At 56.3% G+C, this 24,805-nt stretch carries 20 protein-coding genes; 16 read left to right on the top strand and 4 right to left on the bottom strand.

The features are described 5' to 3' along the window. Positions 1–21: 21 nt before the first annotated feature. Both B5E84_RS01385 and B5E84_RS01380 read right to left on the bottom strand, forming a co-directional pair. Entirely contained in the window at positions 22–258 is a 237-nt protein-coding gene (locus B5E84_RS01385; protein WP_087218048.1) for a polya polymerase, read from the bottom strand. Positions 259–403: 145 nt separating this feature from the next. Then, a complete protein-coding gene (locus B5E84_RS01380; protein WP_087218045.1) occupies positions 404–1,243 on the bottom strand; it encodes a PHP domain-containing protein in 840 nt (279 codons plus the stop codon). Between the two features lie 490 nt (positions 1,244–1,733). Here B5E84_RS01380 and B5E84_RS01375 point away from each other — a divergent pair, with 490 nt between their 5' ends. The 11 genes from B5E84_RS01375 (at position 1,734) to B5E84_RS01315 (ending at position 15,765) form a co-directional block, all read left to right on the top strand. Further along, positions 1,734–3,605 (top strand): VanW family protein, encoded by a 1,872-nt coding sequence (locus tag B5E84_RS01375; RefSeq protein WP_242963209.1) that lies wholly within the window; start codon positions 1,734–1,736, stop codon positions 3,603–3,605. 266 nt (positions 3,606–3,871) lie between these two features. After that, entirely contained in the window at positions 3,872–4,282 is a 411-nt protein-coding gene (locus tag B5E84_RS01370; RefSeq protein ID WP_087218039.1) for a C-GCAxxG-C-C family protein, read from the top strand. 328 nt (positions 4,283–4,610) lie between these two features. After that, complete coding sequence (gene nifJ / locus B5E84_RS01360; RefSeq protein ID WP_087218033.1) at positions 4,611–8,162, top strand: pyruvate:ferredoxin (flavodoxin) oxidoreductase; 3,552 nt, start codon at positions 4,611–4,613, stop codon at positions 8,160–8,162. 406 nt (positions 8,163–8,568) lie between these two features. Next, positions 8,569–9,600, top strand: coding sequence for a hypothetical protein (locus B5E84_RS01355; protein WP_143469152.1), 1,032 nt, complete (start codon positions 8,569–8,571; stop codon positions 9,598–9,600). 162 nt (positions 9,601–9,762) lie between these two features. Next, on the top strand, positions 9,763–10,311 hold the full coding sequence (locus tag B5E84_RS01350) for a hypothetical protein (protein ID WP_087218027.1): 549 nt from the start codon (positions 9,763–9,765) through the stop codon (positions 10,309–10,311). A gap of 324 nt (positions 10,312–10,635) precedes the next feature. Beyond that, positions 10,636–10,842: a helix-turn-helix transcriptional regulator gene (locus B5E84_RS01345; protein ID WP_087218024.1), complete on the top strand. Its 207-nt coding sequence runs from the start codon at positions 10,636–10,638 to the stop codon at positions 10,840–10,842. Continuing rightward, entirely contained in the window at positions 10,839–11,327 is a 489-nt protein-coding gene (locus B5E84_RS01340; RefSeq protein ID WP_087218021.1) for a hypothetical protein, read from the top strand. The genes B5E84_RS01345 and B5E84_RS01340 overlap by 4 nt, the downstream gene beginning before the upstream one ends. 290 nt (positions 11,328–11,617) lie before the next feature. After that, positions 11,618–12,025, top strand: a complete 408-nt coding sequence (locus B5E84_RS01330; protein ID WP_087218015.1) for a GntR family transcriptional regulator — start codon at positions 11,618–11,620, stop codon at positions 12,023–12,025. Continuing rightward, positions 11,991–12,884, top strand: a complete 894-nt coding sequence (locus B5E84_RS01325) for an ABC transporter ATP-binding protein (RefSeq protein WP_087218012.1) — start codon at positions 11,991–11,993, stop codon at positions 12,882–12,884. The genes B5E84_RS01330 and B5E84_RS01325 overlap by 35 nt, the downstream gene beginning before the upstream one ends. Further along, entirely contained in the window at positions 12,859–15,108 is a 2,250-nt protein-coding gene (locus B5E84_RS01320) for a DUF6449 domain-containing protein (protein ID WP_087218009.1), read from the top strand. Before B5E84_RS01325 ends, B5E84_RS01320 begins: the two co-directional genes overlap by 26 nt. A 390-nt stretch (positions 15,109–15,498) precedes the next feature. Continuing rightward, positions 15,499–15,765 (top strand): HPr family phosphocarrier protein, encoded by a 267-nt coding sequence (locus tag B5E84_RS01315; RefSeq protein WP_087218006.1) that lies wholly within the window; start codon positions 15,499–15,501, stop codon positions 15,763–15,765. A gap of 262 nt (positions 15,766–16,027) precedes the next feature. Here B5E84_RS01315 and B5E84_RS01310 read toward each other — a convergent pair whose 3' ends face one another. Continuing rightward, positions 16,028–16,912 carry a DUF368 domain-containing protein gene (locus B5E84_RS01310; protein ID WP_087218003.1) on the bottom strand — a complete coding sequence of 295 codons (885 nt, stop codon included), beginning with the start codon at positions 16,910–16,912 and terminating at the stop codon, positions 16,028–16,030. Positions 16,913–16,931: 19 nt separating this feature from the next. Beyond that, on the bottom strand, positions 16,932–18,041 hold the full coding sequence (locus B5E84_RS01305) for a DUF362 domain-containing protein (protein ID WP_087218000.1): 1,110 nt from the start codon (positions 18,039–18,041) through the stop codon (positions 16,932–16,934). A 356-nt stretch (positions 18,042–18,397) separates the two neighbouring features. On the opposite strand from B5E84_RS01305, the gene cls reads away from it, so the two are divergent. From cls to B5E84_RS01280, 5 genes are all read left to right on the top strand, one after another. Further along, positions 18,398–19,951 (top strand): cardiolipin synthase, encoded by a 1,554-nt coding sequence (gene cls, locus B5E84_RS01300; protein WP_087217997.1) that lies wholly within the window; start codon positions 18,398–18,400, stop codon positions 19,949–19,951. A gap of 134 nt (positions 19,952–20,085) precedes the next feature. Beyond that, positions 20,086–21,177 (top strand): S-layer homology domain-containing protein, encoded by a 1,092-nt coding sequence (locus B5E84_RS01295; RefSeq protein ID WP_087217994.1) that lies wholly within the window; start codon positions 20,086–20,088, stop codon positions 21,175–21,177. A gap of 16 nt (positions 21,178–21,193) precedes the next feature. Continuing rightward, positions 21,194–22,876: an RND family efflux transporter gene (locus B5E84_RS01290; RefSeq protein ID WP_087217991.1), complete on the top strand. Its 1,683-nt coding sequence runs from the start codon at positions 21,194–21,196 to the stop codon at positions 22,874–22,876. Between the two features lie 11 nt (positions 22,877–22,887). Then, positions 22,888–23,595, top strand: a complete 708-nt coding sequence (locus B5E84_RS01285) for an ABC transporter ATP-binding protein (protein WP_087217988.1) — start codon at positions 22,888–22,890, stop codon at positions 23,593–23,595. Further along, positions 23,579–24,757: an ABC transporter permease gene (locus B5E84_RS01280; protein ID WP_087217985.1), complete on the top strand. Its 1,179-nt coding sequence runs from the start codon at positions 23,579–23,581 to the stop codon at positions 24,755–24,757. Before B5E84_RS01285 ends, B5E84_RS01280 begins: the two co-directional genes overlap by 17 nt. Positions 24,758–24,805 lie beyond the last annotated feature (48 nt).

Genomic DNA, 24,805 nt, shown 5'->3' with positions numbered 1-24,805 from the left:
CTTCCTTCATCCAGGAGGAAATTACTCTCCCTGGTACATATATTTGATCAGACGGTCAACATCATCCTTCTCATGGGCAACCAGCTCCAGCTCATTGATATAACCGTTGGAGAACATGGTGGCCATGGACAGATACTGGGAGAGCTTTGATTTTAAGTTGATCCGGTCTCCCTCCGGGGAAAGCAGCTCCACCGGGCCCTTACAGCTGTCAATTACTTTGAAAAATCCCTCTACATCCGTGATATTCTGAATCTTCATCTGGAACATCCTCCTATTTTTTTCTGAAAGCATTCATCTCTTAACTTCGTCATTATTATAACAAAGTCCCAGGGAGAGCACAAGAATCAAATTTCCTAAAAATACCAGAGTCCCTGCTGGAAAAATCGTGCAGGACGACTGCGTCCTACCGGCTCCCGCGAATATCCTCCAGCAAAGCCGCCGAAACCCGCAGGTTCCCGCGGCCGCAGCCGATGCGGATGTCCGGCTTGTTTTCCCCGTGGAAATCGGAGCCGCCGGTGGGGAAAAGGCCGTGGCGCAGGGCCAGCTCCTTTAATTTGCCGCTTTCCCACTGGTTGTTGGAGGAGTGGTAGACCTCCAGGCCCTTCATCCCCAGCCCTGCCAGCCATCCCGTCAGCTCGTCCAGCTCCCGGTTGCTGAATTTATACTGGAGCGGATGGGCTAAGGACACGAACCCGCCGGACTCCAGGATCAGACGGACCGCGGTCTCCGGCTGGAGCTGCTCTTTTTTTGGGCAGTAGGGGCCGCCGGGCTGCAGATAGCGGCTGAAGGCCTCCTTCCTGGACGCCACATATCCTTTTTCCGCCATCACCCGCGCGAAGTGGGCTCTGGTGACGACGGTGGCGGGATTTCCCGCCTGCAGTTCCTCCATGGTAATGGGAAAGCCGGCCTGTTCCAGGCGGGAGATGATCTGGGCGTTTCGCTCCTCCCGCCGTTTCCGGAGGGTGGCCAGGGCCTCCGGAAGGACAGGGCTGTCCGGATTCAGAAACAGCCCCAGGATATGGATTTCCTTATCGTGCCAGAGGGCAGAAAGCTCCGCCCCAGGAATCACTTCCAGCGGCCGGCCCTTCGCTGCCTCCAGGGCCTCCCTTACTCCTGCCACGGTGTCGTGGTCTGTGAGGGCCATGGCGGTAAGGCCGGCGTCCAGGGCCAGCTCTACCACCTTCGACGGGGAACAGGTGCCGTCGGAAGCGGTGGAGTGGACGTGCAGATCAATCAGACTCATAGAAAAACCTCCTATCATCCTATAAAAGCCACAGCTGCGAAAGCGGCTGCAAGCACGGAAAAAGCCCTGAGGACAGATTCCCATTTCCGGCGTTTCCAAAAGCTTTTGCCGGTGTCCCTGTTTCGGGCTGCCGCTTTTTGCCGGTGTCCCTGTCTCGGGCTGCCGCTTTTGCCGGTGCCCCCGTTTCGGGCTGCCGCCCTTTGCCGGCATACCGGTCAGAGCCGTAAGGGGCTGTCAAAACCCCTCGTGAAGGCAGGGAATCTGCCGGTTCATGGGAACCGGGCTTTTCAAAGAAACAGTTTAGTAATATTCTCCTAACAGTATGGTAACATGATTTTACAGATAAGTAAAATACCAAAAAAATTATGAGAAAAGAAAGAAAATTGGCATTTCTTTTTCTGGAAAGTGTGTTATACTCTATCCAGTGTACCGCCGCCTGCAAGGGGCGGTTCGCGGAAAAATTTATAGATAGAATGGGTGAATATACAGTATGAATCTTTACGATGACAACAGAAGGAGCAGCGGAAACGCCAGGGGAACTTCCTCACGGGCCACAGCCTCCAGAGGGGGGACCTCCTCCCGGAAGGCTCCGTCCTCCCGCGGCGCGTCGTCCTCCCATGGGACGTCCGCCAGGAGTTCCCAGAGCCGCGGCGGCACCAGGAGCACAGGCTACAGCTCCGGTTCCAGATCCTCCTCCGGCCGCAGGAGCGCCAGAAGGAGAAAGCCCCGCAGAAATTACAAGATGATCGCCATCGGGGGCGTTGCCCTGATCCTCATCATTCTCGCCATCGCTCTGGCGGCCAAAGGCTGCGGGAACGGAACCGGCGAAACGGAGGGAGACGGCGTGACCGTGGAGTCCCTGGGCGCGGAGGTGACCGTGGACGGCGTGTCCATCACCGGAATGTCCCAGGAGCAGGCGAGAGCCGCCATCCTGGCAAACTATTCCTGGGGAATGAAGGTCACCTACGACGGGGATACCTATGAGGTGGAAAACCTGATTGGAGACCGGGTAGATCAGCTTTTAGAGGAAATTTTCCACGGGACAGAGCCCCAGTCAAGCTACAGCCTGGACACCGCCGGCATGGAAGAACTGGTGCAGGCCCAGGTGGAGGCCATGGCCGCCAACTGGGACAAGCCGGCCAGAAACGGAGCGATCTCCGGCTTTGACAAAGAGACCAATACCTTTATCTACTCCGGCGAGGAAAACGGAGTGGTAATCGACCGGGAAAAGCTGGCGGAGGATATGATGGCCGCCATTTCCGGAAAAGATTTTTCAGCGGTGATTGCCGCCAAAGGCCAGGAGGTACGGCCGGAGATCACAGAGGCGGAGGCCAAGGACCTCTACCAGGTGATCGGCCAGTATTCCACCACCACCACTGCCAATAAGGACCGCAACACCAATATCAAGCTGGCCAGCGAGTGCCTGGAGGGAAAGATCATCCAGCCGGGAGAGACCTTCTCCTTCAACGACACCACCGGCCCCCGTTCGGAGTCCAAGGGCTACAAGCCGGCGGGTGCTTATCTGGACGGAAAGCTGGTAGAGGAGCCGGGCGGCGGCGTCTGCCAGGTTTCCTCCACCCTCTACAACGCTGTGGTGTTTGCCGGATTAAAGACCACGGAGCGCCATGCCCACAGCTTTGAGCCGTCCTATGTGACGCCCGGTGAGGACGCGGCGGTGAGCTACGGCGGCCCGGACATGAAATTTGTAAACAATTCCGATACGGCCGTCGCCCTGCGGGCAAAGCTGGAGGGCAGCATTTCCGGCCGCATGAAACTGACCGTGTCCGTGGTGGGAATTCCCATCCTGGAGGACGGCGTCACCTACTCCATGCACTCTGAGAAGGTATCGGAATTAGATCCCCCCGCGCCGGAGTACGTGGAAGACCTGACTCTGCCGCCTCACACGGAAAAGGTGATCAAGCAGGCGGAGAACGGCAGCCGCTGGACCACCAATCTGGTGATCAAGAAAAACGGCGAGGTGATCAGCGACGAGCTGCTCCACAACAGCAGCTATAAAGGTCACGCCGCCGTGATCCACAGAAATGAGACGGACGAGCAGGTGACGGAGGAGGGCGAGAGCACCACCGAGTCCTTAAATCCCGATATGACCGTACCCACCATCGACGGAGAGACTTCGCCGGTGAGCACGGACAGCCCGTCATCCTCCGGCAGCCAGTCCTCCCAGACCAGCGGAACACAGGAGAGCAAACCGGCTCCCACCACCGCGGAGCCGCCGTCCGCCCCCGCGCCGGTGGACAATCAGGCCCCCGGCAGCCAGGACACCCCGGCGGCCGGCAGCCCGGTGATCACTCCCCATCCGGAGCAGACGGAAGCTCCTCAGGAAGGCGGACCGGGAGTATAAAAAAGTATTTCAGAGGGACGCTGTTTCCGAAGGGGAAATGGCGTCCCTTTTTTGTTTAACAGGAAACGAAATTTCCTGTTAAACAAAAATGCTCCGCAAGGAGGCGCATTCCGCGCAAAGGAAAATGGCTGCTGGCGCAGCCGCGCTCCGGCGCGGGCGTGGGCTGTCAGGCATATTTTTCAGACACTGATATTTCAGGCGGCGTCCCGGCTTTGGGAAAGGTGAGGCAGGGGCGGACGCCTTTCACATTCAAAGGAGGAAATCATATGGAATCAAGAGCGGAACAGGCGGTAGAGCTTTACAAAAAGGGCTACAACTGCGCCCAGGCCATCGTCTGCACCTACTGCGACCTGTTTGGGATGGACAAGCTGGAAATGTTCCGGCTGACGGAAGGCCTGGGCCGGGGGATGGCGACCATGGAGGGAACCTGCGGCTCCCTGACTGCCGCCTGTATCCTGGCGGGCTTAAAAGGCAGCACGGGAAACCTGGAAAAGCCCAACAGCAAGGTCCAGACCTACGTGCTGTCCAAGGCCATCCTGGACGGGTTTAGGGAGAAAAACAAGAGCACAATCTGCAAGGAGCTGAAGGGCCTGGAGACCAAAAAGATGCTGTGCGCCTGCCCGGACTGCATCCGCCAGGCAGCCCTTCTGGTGGAACAGGTGCTCCTTGGGCAGTGACGGCGGAAAAACCGTGGGCCTTCTGCCGTATTTTCCTGGAAAACCGCGTTTTTGCGGCTGTCAGCCCCCGTTGAAAATTCCCTCGGAAAAAATATGAGAAATAGACAGTCATACCGGCTCCCGGCGGAGATTGTTCGTAAAATAATACTTATTTTTACGAACAATCTCTTTGCATTTCAAGAAACTTTTGCTATAATACAAAGTAGGTCACTCCCTGACAGATTCCTGATTCCGGGGACTTTTTTGAAAGTTCCAGAGGAGGTGCGGATGCACGTCCAGCCGGATTCCGAAGGGAACTATACAATATTCATTTAGGAGGACAAATCAAATGGCAAGAAACATGAAAACCATGGATGGCAATGAGGCAGCTGCTCATGCGTCGTATGCGTTTACAGAAGTAGCTGCTATGTATCCGATCACTCCCTCCTCTGTTATGCCGGAGCATACGGATGAGTGGGCGACGGATGGAAGACTGAACATCTTTGGACGCCCGGTACAGATTACGGAAATGCAGTCCGAGGCAGGCGCTGCAGGCGCTGTGCACGGATCCCTTGCCGCAGGTGCGCTGACCACCACCTACACGGCATCCCAGGGTCTGCTGCTGATGATCCCGAACCTGTACAAGATCGCTGGTGAGCAGCTTCCCGGCGTGTTCAACGTGTCCGCACGTGCCCTGGCCAGCCACGCGCTGTCCATTTTCGGCGATCACTCTGACGTATACGCTTGCCGTCAGACGGGCTGCGCCATGCTGTGTGAGTCCAGCGTTCAGGAGGTTATGGACTTAACCCCCGTTGCCCATCTGGCAGCGCTGACCGGAAAGGTTCCGTTTATCAACTTCTTCGACGGATTCCGTACTTCTCACGAGATCCAGAAGATCGAGACCTGGGACTATGACGACTTAAAGGAAATGATGGATTGGGACGCTCTGGCTGCATTCCGTAAGCAGGCGTTAAACCCGAACCATCCGTGCCAGAGAGGTTCTGCTCAGAACCCGGATATTTTCTTCCAGGCCAGAGAGGCCTGCAACCCGTACTATGATGCCCTTCCGGCCATCGTACAGGAGTACATGGACAAAGTCAATGCCAAGATTGGCACCGACTACAAGCTGTTCAACTACTACGGCGCTGAGGACGCAGAGCACGTAATCATCGCCATGGGTTCTGTAAACGAGACCATCGAGGAGACCATCGACTACCTGGCAAAACAGGGCAAGAAGGTCGGCCTGGTAAAGGTTCGTCTGTACAGACCGTTCGCAGCTGACGCTTTCGTTGCAGCCATCCCGGCTACCGCAAAGCAGATCACCGTTCTTGACAGAACGAAAGAGCCCGGCGCTCTCGGCGAGCCGCTGTACCTGGATGTAGTGGCAGCTCTTAAGGGAACCCAGTTCAACGACGTTCCGGTATTCACCGGCCGTTACGGCTTAGGTTCCAAGGACACCACCCCGGCTCAGATCGTAGCGACATACGAGAACACCGAGAAGGCGAAATTCACCATCGGTATCGTGGACGATGTGACCAATCTGTCCCTGCCCACCGGCGCTCCTCTGGTTACCACTCCCGAAGGCACCATCAACTGCAAGTTCTGGGGCCTGGGCGCAGACGGAACCGTTGGCGCAAACAAGAACTCCATCAAGATCATCGGCGACAACACCGATATGTATGCACAGGCATACTTTGATTACGATTCCAAGAAGTCCGGCGGTGTGACCATGTCTCACCTGCGTTTCGGACATGAGAAGATCAAATCCACCTACCTGATCAAGCAGGCCAACTTCGTAGCCTGCCACAATCCGGCCTATGTGCGCAAGTACAACATGGTTCAGGAACTGGTAGACGGAGGCACCTTCCTTCTCAACTGCCCGTGGGATATGGAGGGCCTTGAGAAACACTTACCGGGTCAGGTAAAGAAATTCATCGCTGATCACAACATCAATTTCTACGTGATCGATGGCGTGAAGATCGGTATCGAGACCGGCATGGGCTCCACCCGTATCAACACCATCCTTCAGTCCGCATTCTTCAAGCTGGCCAACATCATCCCGGAGGAGAGAGCCATCGAGCTGATGAAGGACGCTGCGAAGAAGACCTACGGCCGTAAGGGTGAGGACGTTGTTAAGAAGAACTGGGCCGCTATCGAGGAAGGCGCTAAGCAGGTTGTGAAGGTAGAGGTTCCGGAGTCCTGGAAGAACTGTGAGGACGAGGGTCTTGATATGGCTCACGTAACCGAGGGAAGACAGGACGTTGTAGACTTCGTAAACAACATCCAGGCAAAGGTAAACGCTCAGGAGGGCTATTCCTTACCGGTATCCGCATTCAAGGATTACGTAGACGGTTCCACGCCGTCCGGCTCCTCCGCATACGAGAAGCGCGGCATCGCCGTAAATGTTCCGGTTTGGAATTCCGACAACTGTATCCAGTGTAACTTCTGTTCTTATGTCTGCCCGCACGCAGTTATCCGTCCGGTAGTTATGAACGAGGAGGAGGCTGCTGCAGCTCCGGCTGACATGAAGAAACTGCCGATGACCGGTATGCCGGGATACTACTTCTCCATGACTGTTTCCGCTCTCGACTGTACGGGATGCGGTTCCTGTGCAAACGTATGTCCTGGCAAGAAGGGCGAGAAGGCTCTTACGATGGAAGGACTGGAGAAGAACCTTGGCGAGCAGCCGATCTTCGAGTTTGGCCAGAAACTGTCCGAGAAACCGGAAGTTCTTGCGAAGTTTAAAGAGACCACCGTTAAGGGCAGCCAGTTCAAGCAGCCGCTGTTAGAGTACTCCGGCGCCTGCGCAGGCTGTGGCGAGACTCCTTACGCGAAGCTGATCACCCAGCTGTTCGGCGACAGAATGTACATCGCCAACGCAACGGGATGTTCCTCCATCTGGGGCAACTCCTCACCGTCCACCCCTTACACCGTGAACAGACGCGGTCAGGGCCCGGCTTGGGACAACTCCCTGTTCGAGGACAACGCAGAGTTCGGCTATGGTATGCTCCTTGCCAACAATGCTCTGAGAGATTGGTTAAAAGATAAAGTAACTGCTGTTTATGAGTCCGAGAAATCCTCTGACGATGTGAAGGCAGCCTGCAAAGAGTGGTTAGACACCTTCTCCTGCGGCGCTACCAACGGAACCGCTACGGACAAGCTGGTTGCAGCCCTTGAGGGATGTGACTGCCCGCTCTGCAAGGAGATCGTGGAGAACAAAGATTTCCTGGCTAAGAAGTCCCAGTGGATCTTCGGTGGTGACGGTTGGGCTTACGACATCGGTTTCGGCGGCGTTGATCACGTACTGGCCAGCGGCAAGGACATCAACGTAATGGTATTCGATACCGAGGTTTACTCCAACACCGGCGGACAGTCTGCAAAATCCACCCCCATCGGTGCGGTTGCGCAGTTCGCTGCAGGCGGTAAGGAGATCAAGAAGAAAGACCTTGCCGGCATCGCTATGAGCTACGGCTACGTATACGTTGCTATGATCGCCATGGGCGCTGACTACAATCAGACCGTAAAGGCAATCGCAGAGGCAGAGGCTTATCCGGGTCCGTCCCTGATCATCGCTTACGCTCCGTGTATCAACCACGGTATCCGCGCAGGCATGGGCAAGGCTCAGACCGAGGAGAAGAAGGCTGTTGAGAGCGGCTACTGGCATATGTTCCGCTACAATCCGGCTCTGAAGGCCGAGGGCAAGAACCCCTTCATCCTGGATTCCAAGGCTCCCACCGGAGACTACAAGGAGTTCTTAAAGGGTGAGGTTCGTTACACCTCCCTGGCTCTGAAGAACCCGGCTAGAGCAGATATGCTGTTCGAGAAGGCTGCGGAGAACGCTAAGGAGAGATACAGACACCTGACCAGACTGTCTGCTCTGTACGCTCCTGACGAGGAATAATATCAAATAAAAAATGTCAGCTGTATGGTTGACTTAGTGCTCAAACGGTAATTGGCCGCCGGAAGGGGATTCCCTTCCGGCGGTTTTTACTTAACAGGAAACAGCGTTTCCGGTTAAGTAAAAATGCTCTGGATTGAGTAATTGCTGATATAGGCGGGGATTTGCGCCGGCAGAAGGCATTTTATGATTGCGACAAATTGCGTCTGGCAGTATAATTTGAATAAATAAATTTATTGCAAAGGAGCTGTCTCTGCCCAAAAAGGCCGCCGGCCGGGGGGACGCCGCCGCCCATCATCCTGAAAATACAATGGGAACAGGCGGGAAAGGTAGGAGCGAGCATGGAAAGTTTGTGGATTCACTGCGCTATAGGGCGGAGTGGAGCAAGGTTTTTTATTCCGAGGAGGATTTGAACGCCGAACAGCAGAAAAAGCTGAACCGGGCCATGAAGAAATGGGCCAAAAAGGAGGAGGATGAAATCATCCTGGCGTGGGCGTGGGACTTCAACTGGAGGGGGGTATACAACGGATCCAGCGGCTTTGTCGTGACCGACCGGGCAATCTACGGATATGTGAACGGCGAACGCTATCACCTCCCGTACAAGGGGCTTTTTCAGGTGGTGGAGGAAAAGGGGAACATCTTTCTGCACTATATGGACGGCTCGAAAATAAATGCCTATCGGGTGCCAACCCTCTACTGCAAGGAGCTCATGGAATTCCTGAAGGCTGCCGCCAGTGAAAACTTCGACTACTCCATGGAACAGAGCCGGGAGCGGATGAAAAAATACCGCACCTGCGGCGACCATGATTTTTGCGAGCACATTTACCGCTTTCAGGATTCAGAATTTGTCGTGCTGGGCGTGCATCACAGCGAGGACAACTGGAACGACCTCACCTATCTTATCAGGGAGATTCACGAGGGACGGTTGGGGTGGTTCTACTTAAACGGCGTCCTGAGCAGCAGCCATTCGTTCTCTTACGCGCCCCACAGCATCTCCTTTTGTTCCGCCTCCCATTTCCCGTGGATGGAGCTGCGTTCCAGTGACGCCTGGTCCAAGACCTATGGATATAGGGAAGAACGGAGCACGGATTTCCTCTTTGAGCTGGTGGGAGATGTGGTGTGCGCGGCGTATCCGGGGGGAAAGGAATGTGTGTTTGAGGGGAAACGCTATCCCTTCGCCGATGAGAAGGGCACGAAAGTCCAGCTGGGGAAACTGGTTCCCGGCGACAATGTGTATGTTTACATCGACGGGCAGGGGACGGCGTACATCGTTTACTCGGTCCACACCACCGTTCCGATCCGCAACCGGAATTACCCCATCAACCATTCCAGCTACGGCAGTGTGGACGCATTTTATGACAAGGCGTTTAAGGGATACGACATTAACAAATACAAGTTGCTGGGCGACAAAGAGGACGACCACAGATCGTATCTCATCTGATGCTGTTGCAGCAACGAACACGCTTTGATTGGGAGAACGGACGGAATGCTCTGCCCCCTGACAAATTCTTACCGGAGAGGCCGGAGTAGATCAACAGGGGCAGGAGCCGGGCAAAAGGGGAGCTGGTTCAGCAAGTTTTTTCGAGGTTAGGGAGGGATACATATGTTTGAAGGAAAGACGGAGATGATCGTGGAATCCACATATACCGACAAGCAGGGATTTGAAATAAGAGAAGGACTTGATCCGGATCGGAACCGTGTTTTGCTGAAAGTTTGCGGCAATGGATCGTTTTTTTCGATCCCTGACGGGATCTGCGCCTTGGCGAAGGATGCTTTTTCTGAAGTTACAGAGAGCCTGCGCTATGTTTTTATTCCGAAAAGCGTAAAGATCATTCCGGCATATACGTTTGCATATTTTCGCGGGGAATTCAAATATACAGAAAACGGAAAAGAGCCAAACGAACTTCATATTTTATGTGAAGCCGACAGCCGGCCGGAAGGGTTTTATGTGGAAGTGACAGAGGATACGTTTCAAGAGGATTATGAATTTTATACGGAATACCATTACAGAACCTGGTGCGGATATAGTATCTATACCGGGAGAAACAGGGATGGTTTCGGCTCAGGCGACATCGTCTGTTACGGATTGGACTTGCCGCACGTTCATTGGGGCGTATCCGCACAGGAGAGTTTGAAGTATTGTGAGAATTGACGTTTCCCCAATCATTCCAAAAGCAGAGTTTGACCTGTTTCCGGGAACGAAAAGGACAGGGAGGATGATGCTTATCTCGTCTGCGTGTAAATTTTAGTCAGAGCGGTTGCTTGATGAAGATGGTGAGGAAAGAAAATGTGGATGTGTAATAAGCGTGGACAAGCCAGGCCCCCGGCTAAGCCGGGGGCCTTGACTGTGAAATCCGGTTTTCTCCGTAAAACTGGCGCACACACGAAACAGGAAACTCCCACTTGACAATAAATGTAAAGTATACTATACTTAAAATGTAAAGCAAACATTACATAAAGAGAAAGGGGCGGACCAGTGGAAAACCGTATTCAGGAGCTGAGAAAGGAACGGCGGATCCGGCAGGAGGATCTGGCGGAGGCGGTGGGAGTCACCAGGCAGACGATCATTTCCCTGGAAAACGGGAGGTACAACGCATCGCTCTTGCTGGCCCATCGGATCGCGGCTTATTTTGGACTGACCATTGAGGAAGTATTTTTATTTGACGAGGAGGAACAGAGATGAAACAAAACGGTTTGTTTTCGGAGCAGGAGAGGGAATTTGAGAAACGGTGCCGGAGGCGGATTCTGGCGCAGAAACTGCTGTTTTTGCTGGGAGCTTTGGCGGTGTTTGCGTCCCTGATGTATGAAAAGTGGATGCCGGTCCTTTTCTTAGAGCCGGGGGGACGGGAGTATGTGACGGAATTTTACCTGGTGCTGGGCGCGGCCCTCATGGCTGCCAGCCTGGTGCAGATCTACCGCACCCGCCGGTGTCTGAGGGATCCGGAATTAAAAAAGGCGAAACAGCTGGCGGAGAGCGATGAGAGAAACCGTCTGATCGGCTTAAAGTGCTGGGCGGTGAGCGGCTATGCCATGTTCCTCCTGCTGTACCTGGGCGTGCTGGTGAGCGGGTTTGTGAACATGACGGTTTCCAGGGTGCTGCTGGCAACGGTGGCTGTGTTCGCCGTGCTGTTAGGCGTTTCCAGGCTGGTGATCGGAAGACGGATGTAAACCGGCGGGATCCGCCGGGAATGAAGGGCTTCGGAGAGAACTCCGGGGCCTTTTCTGTTTTCAGAAATGGGATCTCCTGGGCCGCGGCGGTTTATGGAGGCGAGCTGCGCAGGGAGGAAGATGGCTGTTTCCGGAGCCGTGTTTCGGGGCGGGAGGAGGCGATTGGGCGTGCGCCTTTGGACATATTAAGGATACCGTAAGGAAAATCGTAAGAAAATGTTCCTTGTTTTTCCAGCCGGTCTAGTGTATAACTGTATTAGTTAGATTAATACAGTAAAGGAGGCGGCGGAATGATATTCCTGGACTACAAAGACCGGCGTCCCATCTATGAGCAGGTGATGGAGCGGTTTCAGGAGTGGATGCTCATGGGCGTGCTGCGGCAGGACGAGAAACTGCCGTCGGTGCGTGCCCTGGCCACGGAGCTGTCCATCAATCCCAACACCATTCAGCGGGCCTATATGGAGCTGGAGCGTCAGGGCTACATTTACTCCGTGAAGGGGAAAGGGAGCTTTGTGGCGGATGTGGGACAGATCCGGGACAGGGAACGGGAGCTGCTGAAGGCGGACATGGAGGCCCTGGCCGGCCGGGCGGCCGGGCTGGGGGTCAGGGCGGAGGAATTTACCGCGCTGGCGGAACATTCATACGGAAAGGCAGGGAAGTGCAGTGATCGAAACAGTGAATCTGACAAAACGGTTTGACGATATTGTGGCGGTGGATCATATCTGTGCCCAGATTAAGGACGGGAGCGTATTTGGGCTGGTGGGGACCAACGGTGCCGGCAAGAGCACCTTTCTCCGCCTGCTCAGCGGAGTGATGCGGCCGGACGAGGGGACGGTGACCATCGACGGAAAAAGTGTATATGAGAGGGAGGATGTAAAATCCCGGTTTTTCTATATTTCCGATGACCAGCATTTCCTGGGAAACGGGACGCCGGCGGATATGCTCAAATTCTACGGGCGGATCTATCCCCGGTTTGACGGGGAGCGGTACCGGAAACTGCTGTCCAGCTTCGGGCTGGCGGAGCGGCGGAAAATCGCCACCTTCTCCAAGGGCATGAAAAAGCAGCTGGCGGTGATCTGCGGCATCTGCGCCGGGACGGATTACCTGTTCTGCGACGAGACCTTTGACGGTCTGGATCCGGTGATGCGGCAGACGGTAAAAAGCCTGTTTGCCAACGACATGGAGGAGCGGGGAATGACCCCCATCATCGCCTCCCACAACCTGCGGGAGCTGGAGGACATCTGCGACCACGTGGGCCTGCTTCACCGGGGCGGCATCCTGCTTTCCAAGGACCTGGATGAAATGAAAACCTCCATCCACAAGGTCCAGTGCGTGCTGGCGGAGGGGGCTGAGGTTCCCGCCGGGCTGGAGGTGATCCGCCAGGAGAGCCGGGGACGGCTTTTGACCCTGACGGTGAGAGGGGAACGGGAGACGGTGGAAAGGGCCATGGAGTCGGCCGGGGCCGTATTCTATGAGCTCATCCCCCTGTCCCTGGAGGAAATCTTTATCAGTGAAACGGAGGTGGCCGGGTATGACATCAAAAAACTGGTTTTTTAGCGGAATGATCGAGGAGCTCAAGCGCCGCCTGTGGGCGGTGGCCCTGTGCTTTGTCATATTTTTCTTTTCCCTGCCGGTGGTGATGGTGTACTGCACCACCAGGAACGAGGAGCTTTTGACTCAGCCGGAGAGAGAGGCGCTGGTGGGAGACGTTCTCAGCCTTTTATCCTACCGCAATGGCTGGATCATTTTCCTGATGACAGTGCTGGCGGTGGTGCTGGGAGTGTCCGGCTTTGCCTATTTAAACTCCAGGAGGAAGGTGGATTTCTACCACAGCCTTCCCATCCGGAGGGAGAAATGGTTTGTGATCCACTACGTCAGCGGTCTGCTGATCGTGGCGGTGCCCTACGGGCTCTTTGCGGCCCTGAGCGCCCAGATCGGGGCCATGGCGGGAGCACCCTTTGGGGAGGCCATGGGGACGGCCCTCACTGGCTGGGCCTACCATATGCTCAGTTTCCTGATTCTCTATACCACGGCGGTGATTGCCGTGCTGATGACGGGAAATACCATTGTGGGGCTGCTGGGATTCTGGGTGTTTAACACCTATTTCCCCATTTTCCTGCTGCTGTGGCAGGCGCTGGCGGAGCTGTGCCTGGACACATTCTGCGGGTTTGATTCCCTGATCGGCTGGGTGCGGAAAACGTCGCCCTTTGCATATTATATATCCGGGTTTGACGGGGACATCACTCCGGGAAAGATTGGTTCCCGGATCGTGGTGGGCGCGGTCCTCATCCTGATCGCTGCGGTCCTTCATAAAAAACGTCCATCTGAAGCCGCAGGAAAGGCCATGACGTTTTCCCTCAGCCAGCCGGTGATACGGATCCTCATTGTGGTGGAGGCGGCGGTAGCCGGCCTGCTGTTCTTCTGGTCCCTGGGGGGAAACATGGGCTGGGCTATTTTCGGACTGCTCACGGGAGGCGTGATTTCCCACTGCGTGATCGAGATCATCTATCACTTTGACTTTAAGAAACTGTTTTCCCATAAAGGACAGATGGTGTTTTCCCTGGCGGCGGCTTTCGGAGTGTTTGCCGGTTTCCACTGGGATCTGACCGGGTATGACAGCTGGATTCCGAAGGAGGAAAATGTGGCGTCAGTGAGCGTATTTCCGTCCTACGAGATTGACGGTTGGATGGATTACGGCTGGATCGAGGAGAAGGACGGCTGGTTCCGGTGGCACGCTCAGGGATCGCTTGACCGGGTTTTGGAGGATGTTTCCCTGGCAGATAAAACCTTGGCCCTGGATCTGGCAAAAACCTGGGTTGGCCAGCAGGGGCAGGAACAGGAGGTCCGGACGGACGCCGTCATGGAAAATGGGGCATCGTCCTGGATCGTGGGAACGTCCTGGAGAACGCAGATGTATGAGGCCCCCGTCTATGTGGAATACCGGCTGGAAAGCGGAAAGATAGCGCGGAGAAAATACCAGTTCCCGGAAGGGCAGTTAAGCGGGCTGCTTGCGGCCGTCTACGAGGATCCCGGCTACAAGGAGGGGCGGTATCCTCTCCTGGGCATGGATCCCGCCGCGGTGAAGGATGTCCAGGTTTCCGTCTGCGGGGAGGAGACCCGTCTGGCCGGGGAGAAGGGGATTTCCAGGCAGGAGCTTTCCGGCCTTCTGAAGGCCTATCAGGCGGATTTGGCGGATATGACCCTGGCGGATTCCCAGGCCTCCGCGGAGGCGGAAATCCGGTTTCTGGATGAGGCGCGGCTTAAAATGGTGGATGGAGAGGGAGAATATTATACCTGGAGCTACGGGGACAGCGAGTTCTATCCCGTTTATCCCACCTTTACCAGAACCCTCACGGCCCTTCAGGAGCTGGGGGTGGATCTGGAGCCGGAGATGGATCTGGCCGCGGTCTATTCCATTCTGGTGGATGCGGAGTTTCCGAGGGAGCAGGAGGTTTCCCAGGAGGGAGAGATCGCAACGGAGTTTTACGGTCAGAGGTCCCTCTCTTATGAGGAAACGGACCGGGAGATGATGGAGCGGATCTTTGGTGAAATGCTCTATGGCCCCTACCGGAGGTACCGGAACCTGTGGACCGATGAGAACCAGGTGAATACGCGGGTGAACATCCTGGCGGGAGCCGTGGGAGATGAGTTTTCGGAGGAATATGGCGACTATGAGCAGGCAGAAGATGGGGTGACCTATTATCCGGTGAATTATTACGTGGAGGACGGAGCGCTGGCAGAGGAGCTGCGGGCAAGGATCCTGGAGCGCTGGAACTCGTAGCGGAGAAACGGCCGGGAGAGGAAATCGTATGCTCCTTGCCAGGCGGACCGGTTAAATTTGAAAGGAAAGAGATGGGATGCTGCAGTTTCATCCGCTTGGATGAGGGGGCGGCATCCCATTTTGCTGGCGGGGAAAGGGTTATGTGCCAGACCTGGAGACCTTTGGCTTCGGCCATTTATGCCGGTGGGGCGGCGGCGGAAGGGAGTTTGGACAATCAACACAGATGCCAAAGGGTGTTAAAAACTTTGTTAAAAAAATGCTAAAAAAATAAAATCTGTCTATTTTGCATATTGACTGAAATTTAAAATGTGATATATTAAAGTTATAAAGTTTACATTGTTACCGCAGTCAGCGGGTACTTCCGCAGTCATGGAGAGAGGAGGAATGTTTATGGTTGAGAGGAAGTATCGTGTATTTAATGGAGAGGCGACACAGCCGATTCCCATTTCGGCACTGATTCAGGCGGCGAACCGGTTCCACTGCGATATTTATATGGAGGTGGGGGCGAAACAGTTCAACATGAAGGATTATGACGAATGCCAGAGCGGAGTGCAGAACGTAAATAAGATTTGCGTGGTTTACTTCAACGGAGCAGACGAACAGGAGGCAGAAGGCAGGTTTCAGACATTATTCGGAGGGTATGCGAGAGCGGTATGAGTGAAGGCGAGCAGAAGACGAGATAGCAGCCTTGGACGGTTGAAAAAAAGTCCAAGGCTGCTTTTTTGTGCATAGGAAATGGTGTTCCTTATGATACAAAAGCCTCCGGCGGAGGCGCCTCTCCCTCCGTCTGTCCATCTGACTATATAAATAGAAAAACTGCCCCGAAACGGCACATTCGCCGGATCAGGGCAGTTTTCTTGTCCTCTGTAAAAATGACCGCTTTCCCGCGGTGCGCGGCGGAATCCGGTGTTTTTCCGGATCAGTGTTCCCCCATAACGTAAGTGAACACCCCGCCCGCTACCGCCAGCACGGCGCCGAGGATGACAGTGCCGGCGCTTAAGGAGGAGAGCTGTCCGAACAGTCCTGTATTGTAGAAGATGGCAAAGGGGGAGGCCAGGATCAGGCCGAAAATGGCGCAGTAGGTCTGTACCCCAAAGCGTTCAAACAGGAAGGTGATCAGCTTGGCGATGAGGAAAATGCCAAGGAGCACCCCGACGCCGAAGGGCACCAGCACCAGGCAGAGCTCCAGCATGGCGGGGATGTCAAAGGCCTTCAGGGCGTCAAAAAAGCTTTTTAAGGAGTTGATGATGCCGTAGTAATAGCCCAGGATCATCAGCACCAGGGAGCCGGACACGCCGGGAACCACCATGGTGGCCGCCGCGATGATTCCAATGAGGAACAGCAGCACCATGGTGCCGGGGGTGGCAGTGATGGTGGACATGGTTTCCTCACTGGAGTTGAGCAGGGGCATTCCCACGGCGATGGCAAACAGGATCAGAAAGGCCAGCCAGCCGGATAAGGGGATTTTGCCGTCCCCCTGACTCCGCTTTTCCTGAAGGGAGCGGTAGAGGACGGGGACGCCTCCCAGGATCAGTCCCACAAAGGTCATACAAGTGACAAAGGTGTGACGGCTCAGCAGAAACTCAATGGCGTAGGTAAATCCCACGATGCCCAGGGCACAGCCGGCCAGGATGGGGAGCAGGTTGAAAACGCTGCGCTTAAAGTCGCCAAACAGGTTGGAGACGGAGCCGATGATCTTGTCGTAAACGCCCATGGAGAGGGCCATGGTCCCCCCGGATACGCCGGGGATGACGTTGGCAATTCCGATGAGCATTCCCTTGATGATGTCCAGTATCAGTGTCATGTTCAGGTACCTCGTTTCCTTAGATTGTGATCAATTCGTAGTCAGTGGTGCCAATTCCCAATTTTTCCGCGTGTTCCAGACAGCTTTTCCAGTTGGTGGTGGGGTGGACGTCGGTGAAATGGTCGTGGTGGCAGTGCTCCACCTCGTCCAGCACGCTGCCCTTTAAGGGAGTCTGGGCGTTCACCGCGTCGGCGCAGGCCATGTCCAGGGCCACCGGATCGAAGGAGGCGAACATTCCCACATCCGGCACGATGGGCACGTCGTTTTCCGCGTGGCAGTCGCAGTAGGGGGACACGTCCACCACCAGGCTCACGTGGAAATGGGGGCGTCCGTGGAGGACGGCCCAGCTGTACTCCGCCATTTTGCGGTTTAAGATGTCGTTGGACTCATCGCCGGGGGCGGAGACGGCATCCATGGGGCAGGCGCCGATGCAGCGGCCGCAGCCCACGCATTTATTGTGGTCGATGGAGGCCTTGCGGCTGGTGATGGTGATGGCGCCGTGGGCGCAGTTTTTCTGGCAGAATCCGCAGCCTACGCAGAGAGCCTGGTCCACAAAGGGCTTTCCGGCGCTGTGCATCTCCATTTTTCCGGCGCGGGAGCCGCAGCCCATGCCGATGTTCTTTAAGGCGCCGCCGAACCCGGTGGCCTCGTGGCCCTTAAAGTGGTTTAAGGAGATGATGATGTCCGCGTCCATGATGGCGTGGCCGATCTTGGCCTCCTTGACGTATTCGCCGTTCTCCACGGGCACCAGGGTCTCGTCAGTGCCTTTTAAGCCGTCCGCGATGATGACGTGGCAGCCGGTGGAGAAGGGAGAGTAGCCGTTGGTGTAGGCGGCGTCCAGGTGATCCAGGGCGTTTTTGCGCCCGCCTACGTAAAGGGTGTTGCAGTCGGTGAGGAAGGCGCGTCCGCCCTGCTCCCGGATTAAGTCCACCAGGACCTTGGAGTAATTGGGGCGGAGAAAGGCCATGTTGCCCGGCTCGCCGAAGTGGATTTTGATGGCCGCGTAGCGGTCCTTAAACTGAATGTGCTCCAGCATCCCCGCTGCCTTTACCAGCCTGGCAAGCTTCTGAAGCTGGTTTTCCTGCAGGGTAGTGCGGAAATTAGTGAAATACACCTTAGATTTTGACATAAGATTTCCCTCCTGAGTATCTGCCGCCTTCCGGATCCCGGCGGGCAGGATTCATAAGATACCAGGGACAAAAAGCCGGACGTCCGGCGCGGGCTTGCCGGCCGGGGCGGTTTCGGTTTTCTGGCCCGCCAAAACAAGAACAGGCAGCCGGTTTCAAAAAGGGCGGACGGTTTCCGTTTTGGGACTGCAGGGGCGCGCGGCGCGAAACAATCTGGTATCCAGGGGTCAAAATGCCATTTGACCTCCACATCATACTATAACCGATCTTTCCCGTTCCATCAATGGGAAGTTCAAAGATTCAGTTGCCTGGGCCGTTAAAAACGTGTATAATTTCGGATAATTACGGAGGAATGACTATGACAAAAAAGCTGAAAGGATTGCTGCGCATCGTATTTGGACGGACGACCTTCATGGTGCTGTCCATTCTGGCCCAGGTGGCGGTGCTGGCGGGCTGTTTTCTGTTTCTGACGGAACACATTGTGTACGTGTTCTGGGTTTATATGCTGGTGGGGGCGGCGGTGGTTCTCTATATTTTAAACAAGAGGGAGACACCGGAGTTTAAGCTCTCCTGGATCATCCCGGTACTGGTATTTCCCGTATTCGGCTCCCTGCTCTACCTGTTTGTGGAGGCGCAGATTCCCACCAGGTGGCTGGCAAGGCAGGTGAAACGGGCGGCGGAGGAGGCCAGGCCCTACTTGAAACAGGACGGGGAAACGCTGGAACGTCTGGAGCGGGAGAGCGCGGCCACGGCCTCCCTCTGCCGCTATATGGACCGCTGGGGCGGCTATCCCGTCTATGAAAACACCTCTGTCACCTATTTCCCCCTGGGAGAGGACAAGTTCGCGGAGCTGAAACGGCAGCTGGAGGGGGCGAGACGGTATATTTTCCTGGAGTATTTCATCATTGACCGGGGAAAGATGTGGGATTCCATTCTGGAGATCCTGGAGAGGAAGGCGAAGGAGGGGGTGGAGGTGCGGCTGATGTACGACGGCATGGGCTGTCTCACCCTGCTGCCTCACCATTACCCGGAGGAGCTTACGGCCCGGGGCATCCGCTGCCGGGTGTTTTCTCCGGTCCGCCCGGTGCTCTCCACCTACCAGAACAACCGGGATCACCGGAAGATCGTGGTGATCGACGGCCACACCGCCTTCACCGGAGGCATCAACCTGGCGGACGAGTACATCAACGAACGGAAACGGTTCGGCCACTGGAAGGACACGGCGGTGATGTTAAAAGGAGACGGGGTGAAAAGCTTTGCCGCCATGTTCCTGCAAAACTGGAATATGACGGAGCGGAGGCGGGAGGACTATGGACCGTACATGGAGGCCTCCCTGGACTTCTGCCTCGTTTCCGCGCCGAAAACGGGCTATGTCATGCCTTACGGGGACAGCCCTCTGGACGAGGAGAACGTGGGAAAGCAGGTGTACATGGATATTTTGTACCAGGCAAAGCGCTACGTTCACATGATGACCCCCTATCTCATCCTGGATCAGGATATGATCAGCGCCCTCACCTACGCCGCCAAGCGGGGAGTGGAAACTGTGATTATCATGCCCCACATTCCGGACAAGATTTACGCCTATCTGCTGGCCCGGTCCTACTATGAGGAGCTTTTGCTGGCGGGGGTAAAAATTTACGAGTACGTGCCGGGGTTTGTCCATGCCAAGGAGTATGTCAGCGACGACGAGCGGGCGGTGGTGGGCACCATCAACATGGATTACCGCAGCCTGTTCCTCCATTTTGAGTGCGCCGCCTACTTTTACCGGAACCCGGCGGTGGCCGATGTGGAGCGGGATTTTGCGGAGACGTTAAAACAGTGTGAAGAAATCACCCTGGAGGACTGCCGGACCTATCCGGGAATCAGGAAACTGGCGGGCAGTCTGCTGCGGCTGATCGCTCCTTTGATGTAGCGCGGCTCCCGGGGAAGACACAGAAAAAACACAATTCTCTGGTAGTCTTAAGATTTAGAAATGGCAACCGTTCAGCCCTGAAAAAATGTATGGAAAAACGGTTGCACAGGATGAGAAACCATTGGAGGGAGTAAATGAATAAACGTGTATTGGCGCTTTCCCTGGCGGTCTCGTCGGCTCTGACGGTGCTGGCGGTGCCTGCGGAGGCGGAGGCGTCCACCAATTTTGAACTGAGAAAGAAAGTGATCGGGATCTCCGGCATCATGGGAATCACCGATGTGTACAGCAGCGTCACCAGGGCGCAGTTTGCCCAGATGCTGGTGAACGCGTCAGAGTACCGCAACACCACGTCCAACCACAGCGCCGTGTCGGTGTTCGCGGATGTGCCGAAGGAAAATCAGTACGCCTCCTATATCCGCGTCGCCGCGGACAAGGGCTGGATGACCGGGTATCTGGGCGGCGTGTTCCGGCCGGATCAGCACATCACCCTGCAGGAGGCGGCCAGAGGAGTGCTGGCTCTGTTGGGCTATACCAATGAAGATTTTACCGGCGACCAGATCGGCGGCCGTATGAGTATGTTTGAATATCTGGATTTAAACGACGACATCGGGAAACGGGCCTCGGACACCCTGACGAAGGAGGACTGCATCAATCTGTTTTACAACCTGCTGAAAACCTCTCCCAAGGGGGAAAATGGCATCTACGGCCAGGTGCTGGGCTGCGAGCTCACCTCCGACGGGGAGATCAATCCCCTGGCCATGGCGGACAACAGTCTGAAGGGGCCGAAGGTGGTCACGGACTGGGGCCGTTTCGTGGAGGATATGCCCTTTGGGGTGAACGAGGGAAATTACTTTGTAAACGGCTCGGCGGTGGAAAAGGAGACCTTTAAATCCTACTTAAACACCGGCTACCTGGTGATTTACTACAATCCCGGCTCCAAGACGGTCTGGGCCTACAGCGAGGCGGCGGACGGGGAGTCGGACCGGAACGTGATCAACGGCCACGTGACCCACATTTACTACAATTCCTCCGACGTGATGACGCCCACGGAGGTGGAGCTGGAGGACGGGGAGCGCTACAAGCTCTCCAGCTCGGAAATGCAGTTCGCCTTCTCCATGTACGGCTCCATCGAGGTGGGGGACCGGATCACCCTGATTTACACCATATCCAGGGATGGGGATGACAACGAGACTTACACCGTAGTGGACTACGTGGACGAAGATTAGGACCGGGGGAGCAGACATGAAAAAGAAAAACTTACGGGTTCGGTTGAAGAAACCCACGAAAAAGCAGGTGGTCATCGCCGTCGCGGTGCTGGCGGTGGCCGTGGGAGCCCTGCGTTTCTTCGGCGGAGGAAAGGAGACGGCGGACCAGACGGCAAAGCCTCAGCAGACTGCCCAGGTCAAGCGGCAGGACATCATTTCCACCTTATCCGCCTCCGGCAGCCTGGAGGCCAAGGATTCCTACAGCGTCACCTCCCTGGTGGAAGGCGAGGTGCTGACGGCGGATTTTGAGGAGGGGGATCAGGTGACGGAGGGCCAGGTGCTCTACCAGATCGACCGTTCCTCCATGGAATCCCAGCTAACCTCCGCCAGCAATGGGCTGGAGCGGGCAAAAGACAGCTACGCGGACGCCCTGGCGGACTACCAGGAGGCCCAGTCCCTCTTTTCCGGAAACACCTACAAGTCCACCAGGACGGGCTACATCAAAAATCTTTACATCCAGGCGGGAGACCGGGTGGGAGGACAGACCACCGTGGCGGACATCTATGACGACCGGGTGATGAAACTGAAGGTGCCCTTTTTAGCGGGGGACGCCGCTGCCATCGCCCCCGGCACGCCCTGTGCCATCACCCTGACGGACACCGGGGAAATGCTTACTGGCACCGTCACCTCCGTCTCCAACATGGATGAGACCATCACCGGCGGCCGCATTGTGCGCTACGTCCACGTGGAGGCGGCAAATCCCGGTGGACTCACCACCGCCCACACGGCCGTGGTGACCGTGGGGGATCTGACCTGCAGCGAGGAAGGGAGCTTTGAGCCGTCGGTGGAGACCACCATGTCGGCGGAGGATCTGGACGGCTCCGTGGAGATCGAGGCCCTTCTGGTGGCGGAGGGAGATTATGTGACGGCGGGGACGCCTCTGTTTCAGATGACGGCAAAGTCCGCGGATAAGCTGATGAGAAACTACGAAAACAGCTTGAACTCCGCGGAGCAGCAGCTGGAGAACGCGGAGAACAGCATCGAGAGCACCCAGGACAAATACGACAACTATACCATCACCGCCCCCATTTCCGGCCAGGTGATCACGAAAAACGTGAACGCGGGGGAGACCATCAGCCGGGACGGCAATTCCGAGGCCACCCTGGCGGTGATCTACGACCTGTCCGCCCTGACCTTTGAGATGTCCATCGACGAGATGGACATTAAGAGCGTGGAGGTGGGACAGAAGGTGGAAGTGGCGGCGGACGCCTTTGAGGGGGAAACCTTCACCGGCACCGTGACCAACGTGAGCATCAACGGCTCCTACTCCAACGGCGTCACCAACTATCCCGTAACCGTGACCTTAGACGACGCGGGGGAGCTGATCCCCGGCATGAACGTGACAGGCACCATTCTCCTGGATGAGGCCAGAGGTGTGCTGGCCGTGCCGGCGGATTCCCTGATGCGGGGCGACCGGGTGTACATAAAGGACGCCGCCGCGGCGGAGGAGCCGGGAGTTCCCGCCGGATTCCGGGCGGTGGAGGTGGAGACCGGTCTGATCAGCGATGAATTTGTGGAGATCGTAAGCGGCCTTTCTGAGGGTGACGAGGTCTATGTGGACGAGGCGTCTAAAAAGAACGCGGCACCGGTTCTCATGGGCCCGCCCACACCGCCGGGCGGCGGCCCGGGAGGCGGGCCCGGCGGCGGACCGAGGCGCTAGGAGGTACTGCCATGGGAGAACCGCTGATTGAATTAAAGGATATTTACAAGATTTACCAGATGGGAGACGAGGAGGTGCGGGCCAACGACGGCATCACTCTCTCCATCTCCAAAGGGGAGTTTGTGGCCATAGTGGGAAAGTCCGGCAGCGGGAAGTCCACCCTGATGAATATCATCGGGGCCCTGGACGTCCCCACGGACGGCTCCTACTACCTGGGCGGGGAGGACGTAAGCGATATGTCCGACGACCAGCTGGCCGCCATCCGCAACCGGATGATCGGGTTCATTTTCCAGCAGTACAACCTGCTGCCGAAACTGAACCTTCTGGAAAACGTGGAGCTGCCCCTTCTCTACGCCGGTGTGGGCCATGAGGAGCGGCGGGAGCGGGCCATGAAATCCCTGGAGCGGGTGGGCCTTAAGGAAAAATGGAGGAATATGCCAAACCAGCTCTCCGGCGGCCAGCAGCAGCGGGTGTCCATCGCCCGCGCTCTGGCGGGGGACCCGTCCCTGATTTTAGCCGACGAGCCCACCGGAGCCCTGGATTCCAGGACCAGCAGGGAGGTGCTGGATTTCCTAAAACAGCTCAACCGGGAGGGCAACACCATCGTGATGATCACCCATGACAATTCCATCGCCGTGGAGGCGAAGCGGGTGGTGCGGATCCACGACGGAAAGATCAATTTTGACGGAGATGTGGAGGACTATGCTGCAATCATTTAAAATGGCAATCAAAAGCATCATGGGAAATAAAATGCGATCCTTTCTCACCATGCTTGGCATCATCATCGGCGTGGCGTCGGTGATCATCCTGGTGAGCATTGTAAACGGCTATATGTCCTCCGTGGTGGACAGTTTCGCCAGCATGGGCGTGAACCAGATCTCCGTGAATGTGGTCAACCTGCCCTCCCGTTCCCTGGACGTGGACGATACCTATGCGTTTTTTGAGGAGCACCGGGAGCTTTATGAGCGGATGACGCCGGTGGTAAACGTCACCGCCGTGGTCAAGGAAGGAAACGACTCCCTGGACGCCACTAACGTGGGCGGCTACAGCGAGGATTATCTGGGCATCAAGGACTATGAGCTGGAGGCGGGAAGAAACCTCCAGTATTCCGACATCCTCTCCCGGCAGAAGGTGTGCGTGGCCGGCTACTACGTGGCAAACGAGCTGTTCGGAGGCCCGGAAAAGGCTCTGGACCAGACCGTCAAGATCAGCGGAAACGCCTACAAGATCGTGGGGGTGGTGGAGAGGCAGAGCGAGGATGAGCTGAAGGAAGGCGGCACCGACGACTTTCTGTGGATCCCCTATTCCACGGCGGTAAAGATGACGAGGAACGGGGCCATCGGCAACTACATTTTCACCTCCCGCTCCGTGGAGGAGACAGAGGCCTGCAAACGGGAGCTGGAATCCTTTTTAAACGAGATCTACCAGAACGACGACCTCTATCACGTAAACGCCAACAGCGAGCTTTTGGACACCTTAAACGAGCAGATCGCCATGATGTCGGGAATGCTGGGAGGCATCGCCGGGATTTCCCTGCTGGTAGCCGGAGTGGGCGTGATGAATATCATGCTGGTGTCGGTGACGGAGCGCACCAGGGAGATCGGCATCCGCAAGGCCCTGGGGGCCAAGCGGGGGGCGATTATGCAGCAGTTTGTGATCGAGGCGGCGGTGACCAGCTCCATCGGAGGCATCATCGGCATTCTCTTAGGCTCCGGGGCCACGGTGATGATCGGAAACGCCATGGGAATCGACACGCCCCCTACCTTTGGGGCCATTCTGATTTCCTTCAGCGTTTCCGTGGGGATCGGGCTGATCTTCGGGTATATGCCCGCCAGCCGGGCGGCGGGGCTAAACCCCATCGACGCCCTGCGAAGTGAATAGGCGGCAGAGGAGCGCGGCCGCGATCAGCGGAATACAATGAAAGAGAAA

Origin of the sequence: Lachnoclostridium sp. An14, assembly GCF_002160755.1 — a bacterium.
Lineage (GTDB): Bacteria > Bacillota > Clostridia > Lachnospirales > Lachnospiraceae > Lachnoclostridium_A.
The sequence above is the reverse complement of the archived record's forward strand: the minus strand, read 5'-3'. Positions and strand labels throughout refer to the sequence as shown.

Coding starts and splice junctions, on each gene's coding strand:
- B5E84_RS01385 (WP_087218048.1), bottom strand. CDS start 258: ATGAAGATTCAGAATATCACGGATGTAGAGGGATTTTTCAAAGTAATT.
- B5E84_RS01380 (WP_087218045.1), bottom strand. CDS start 1,243: ATGAGTCTGATTGATCTGCACGTCCACTCCACCGCTTCCGACGGCACC.
- B5E84_RS01375 (WP_242963209.1), top strand. CDS start 1,734: ATGAATCTTTACGATGACAACAGAAGGAGCAGCGGAAACGCCAGGGGA.
- B5E84_RS01370 (WP_087218039.1), top strand. CDS start 3,872: ATGGAATCAAGAGCGGAACAGGCGGTAGAGCTTTACAAAAAGGGCTAC.
- nifJ (WP_087218033.1), top strand. CDS start 4,611: ATGGCAAGAAACATGAAAACCATGGATGGCAATGAGGCAGCTGCTCAT.
- B5E84_RS01350 (WP_087218027.1), top strand. CDS start 9,763: ATGTTTGAAGGAAAGACGGAGATGATCGTGGAATCCACATATACCGAC.
- B5E84_RS01340 (WP_087218021.1), top strand. CDS start 10,839: ATGAAACAAAACGGTTTGTTTTCGGAGCAGGAGAGGGAATTTGAGAAA.
- B5E84_RS01330 (WP_087218015.1), top strand. CDS start 11,618: ATGATATTCCTGGACTACAAAGACCGGCGTCCCATCTATGAGCAGGTG.
- B5E84_RS01320 (WP_087218009.1), top strand. CDS start 12,859: ATGACATCAAAAAACTGGTTTTTTAGCGGAATGATCGAGGAGCTCAAG.
- B5E84_RS01315 (WP_087218006.1), top strand. CDS start 15,499: ATGGTTGAGAGGAAGTATCGTGTATTTAATGGAGAGGCGACACAGCCG.
- B5E84_RS01310 (WP_087218003.1), bottom strand. CDS start 16,912: ATGACACTGATACTGGACATCATCAAGGGAATGCTCATCGGAATTGCC.
- B5E84_RS01305 (WP_087218000.1), bottom strand. CDS start 18,041: ATGTCAAAATCTAAGGTGTATTTCACTAATTTCCGCACTACCCTGCAG.
- cls (WP_087217997.1), top strand. CDS start 18,398: ATGACAAAAAAGCTGAAAGGATTGCTGCGCATCGTATTTGGACGGACG.
- B5E84_RS01295 (WP_087217994.1), top strand. CDS start 20,086: ATGAATAAACGTGTATTGGCGCTTTCCCTGGCGGTCTCGTCGGCTCTG.
- B5E84_RS01290 (WP_087217991.1), top strand. CDS start 21,194: ATGAAAAAGAAAAACTTACGGGTTCGGTTGAAGAAACCCACGAAAAAG.
- B5E84_RS01285 (WP_087217988.1), top strand. CDS start 22,888: ATGGGAGAACCGCTGATTGAATTAAAGGATATTTACAAGATTTACCAG.
- B5E84_RS01280 (WP_087217985.1), top strand. CDS start 23,579: ATGCTGCAATCATTTAAAATGGCAATCAAAAGCATCATGGGAAATAAA.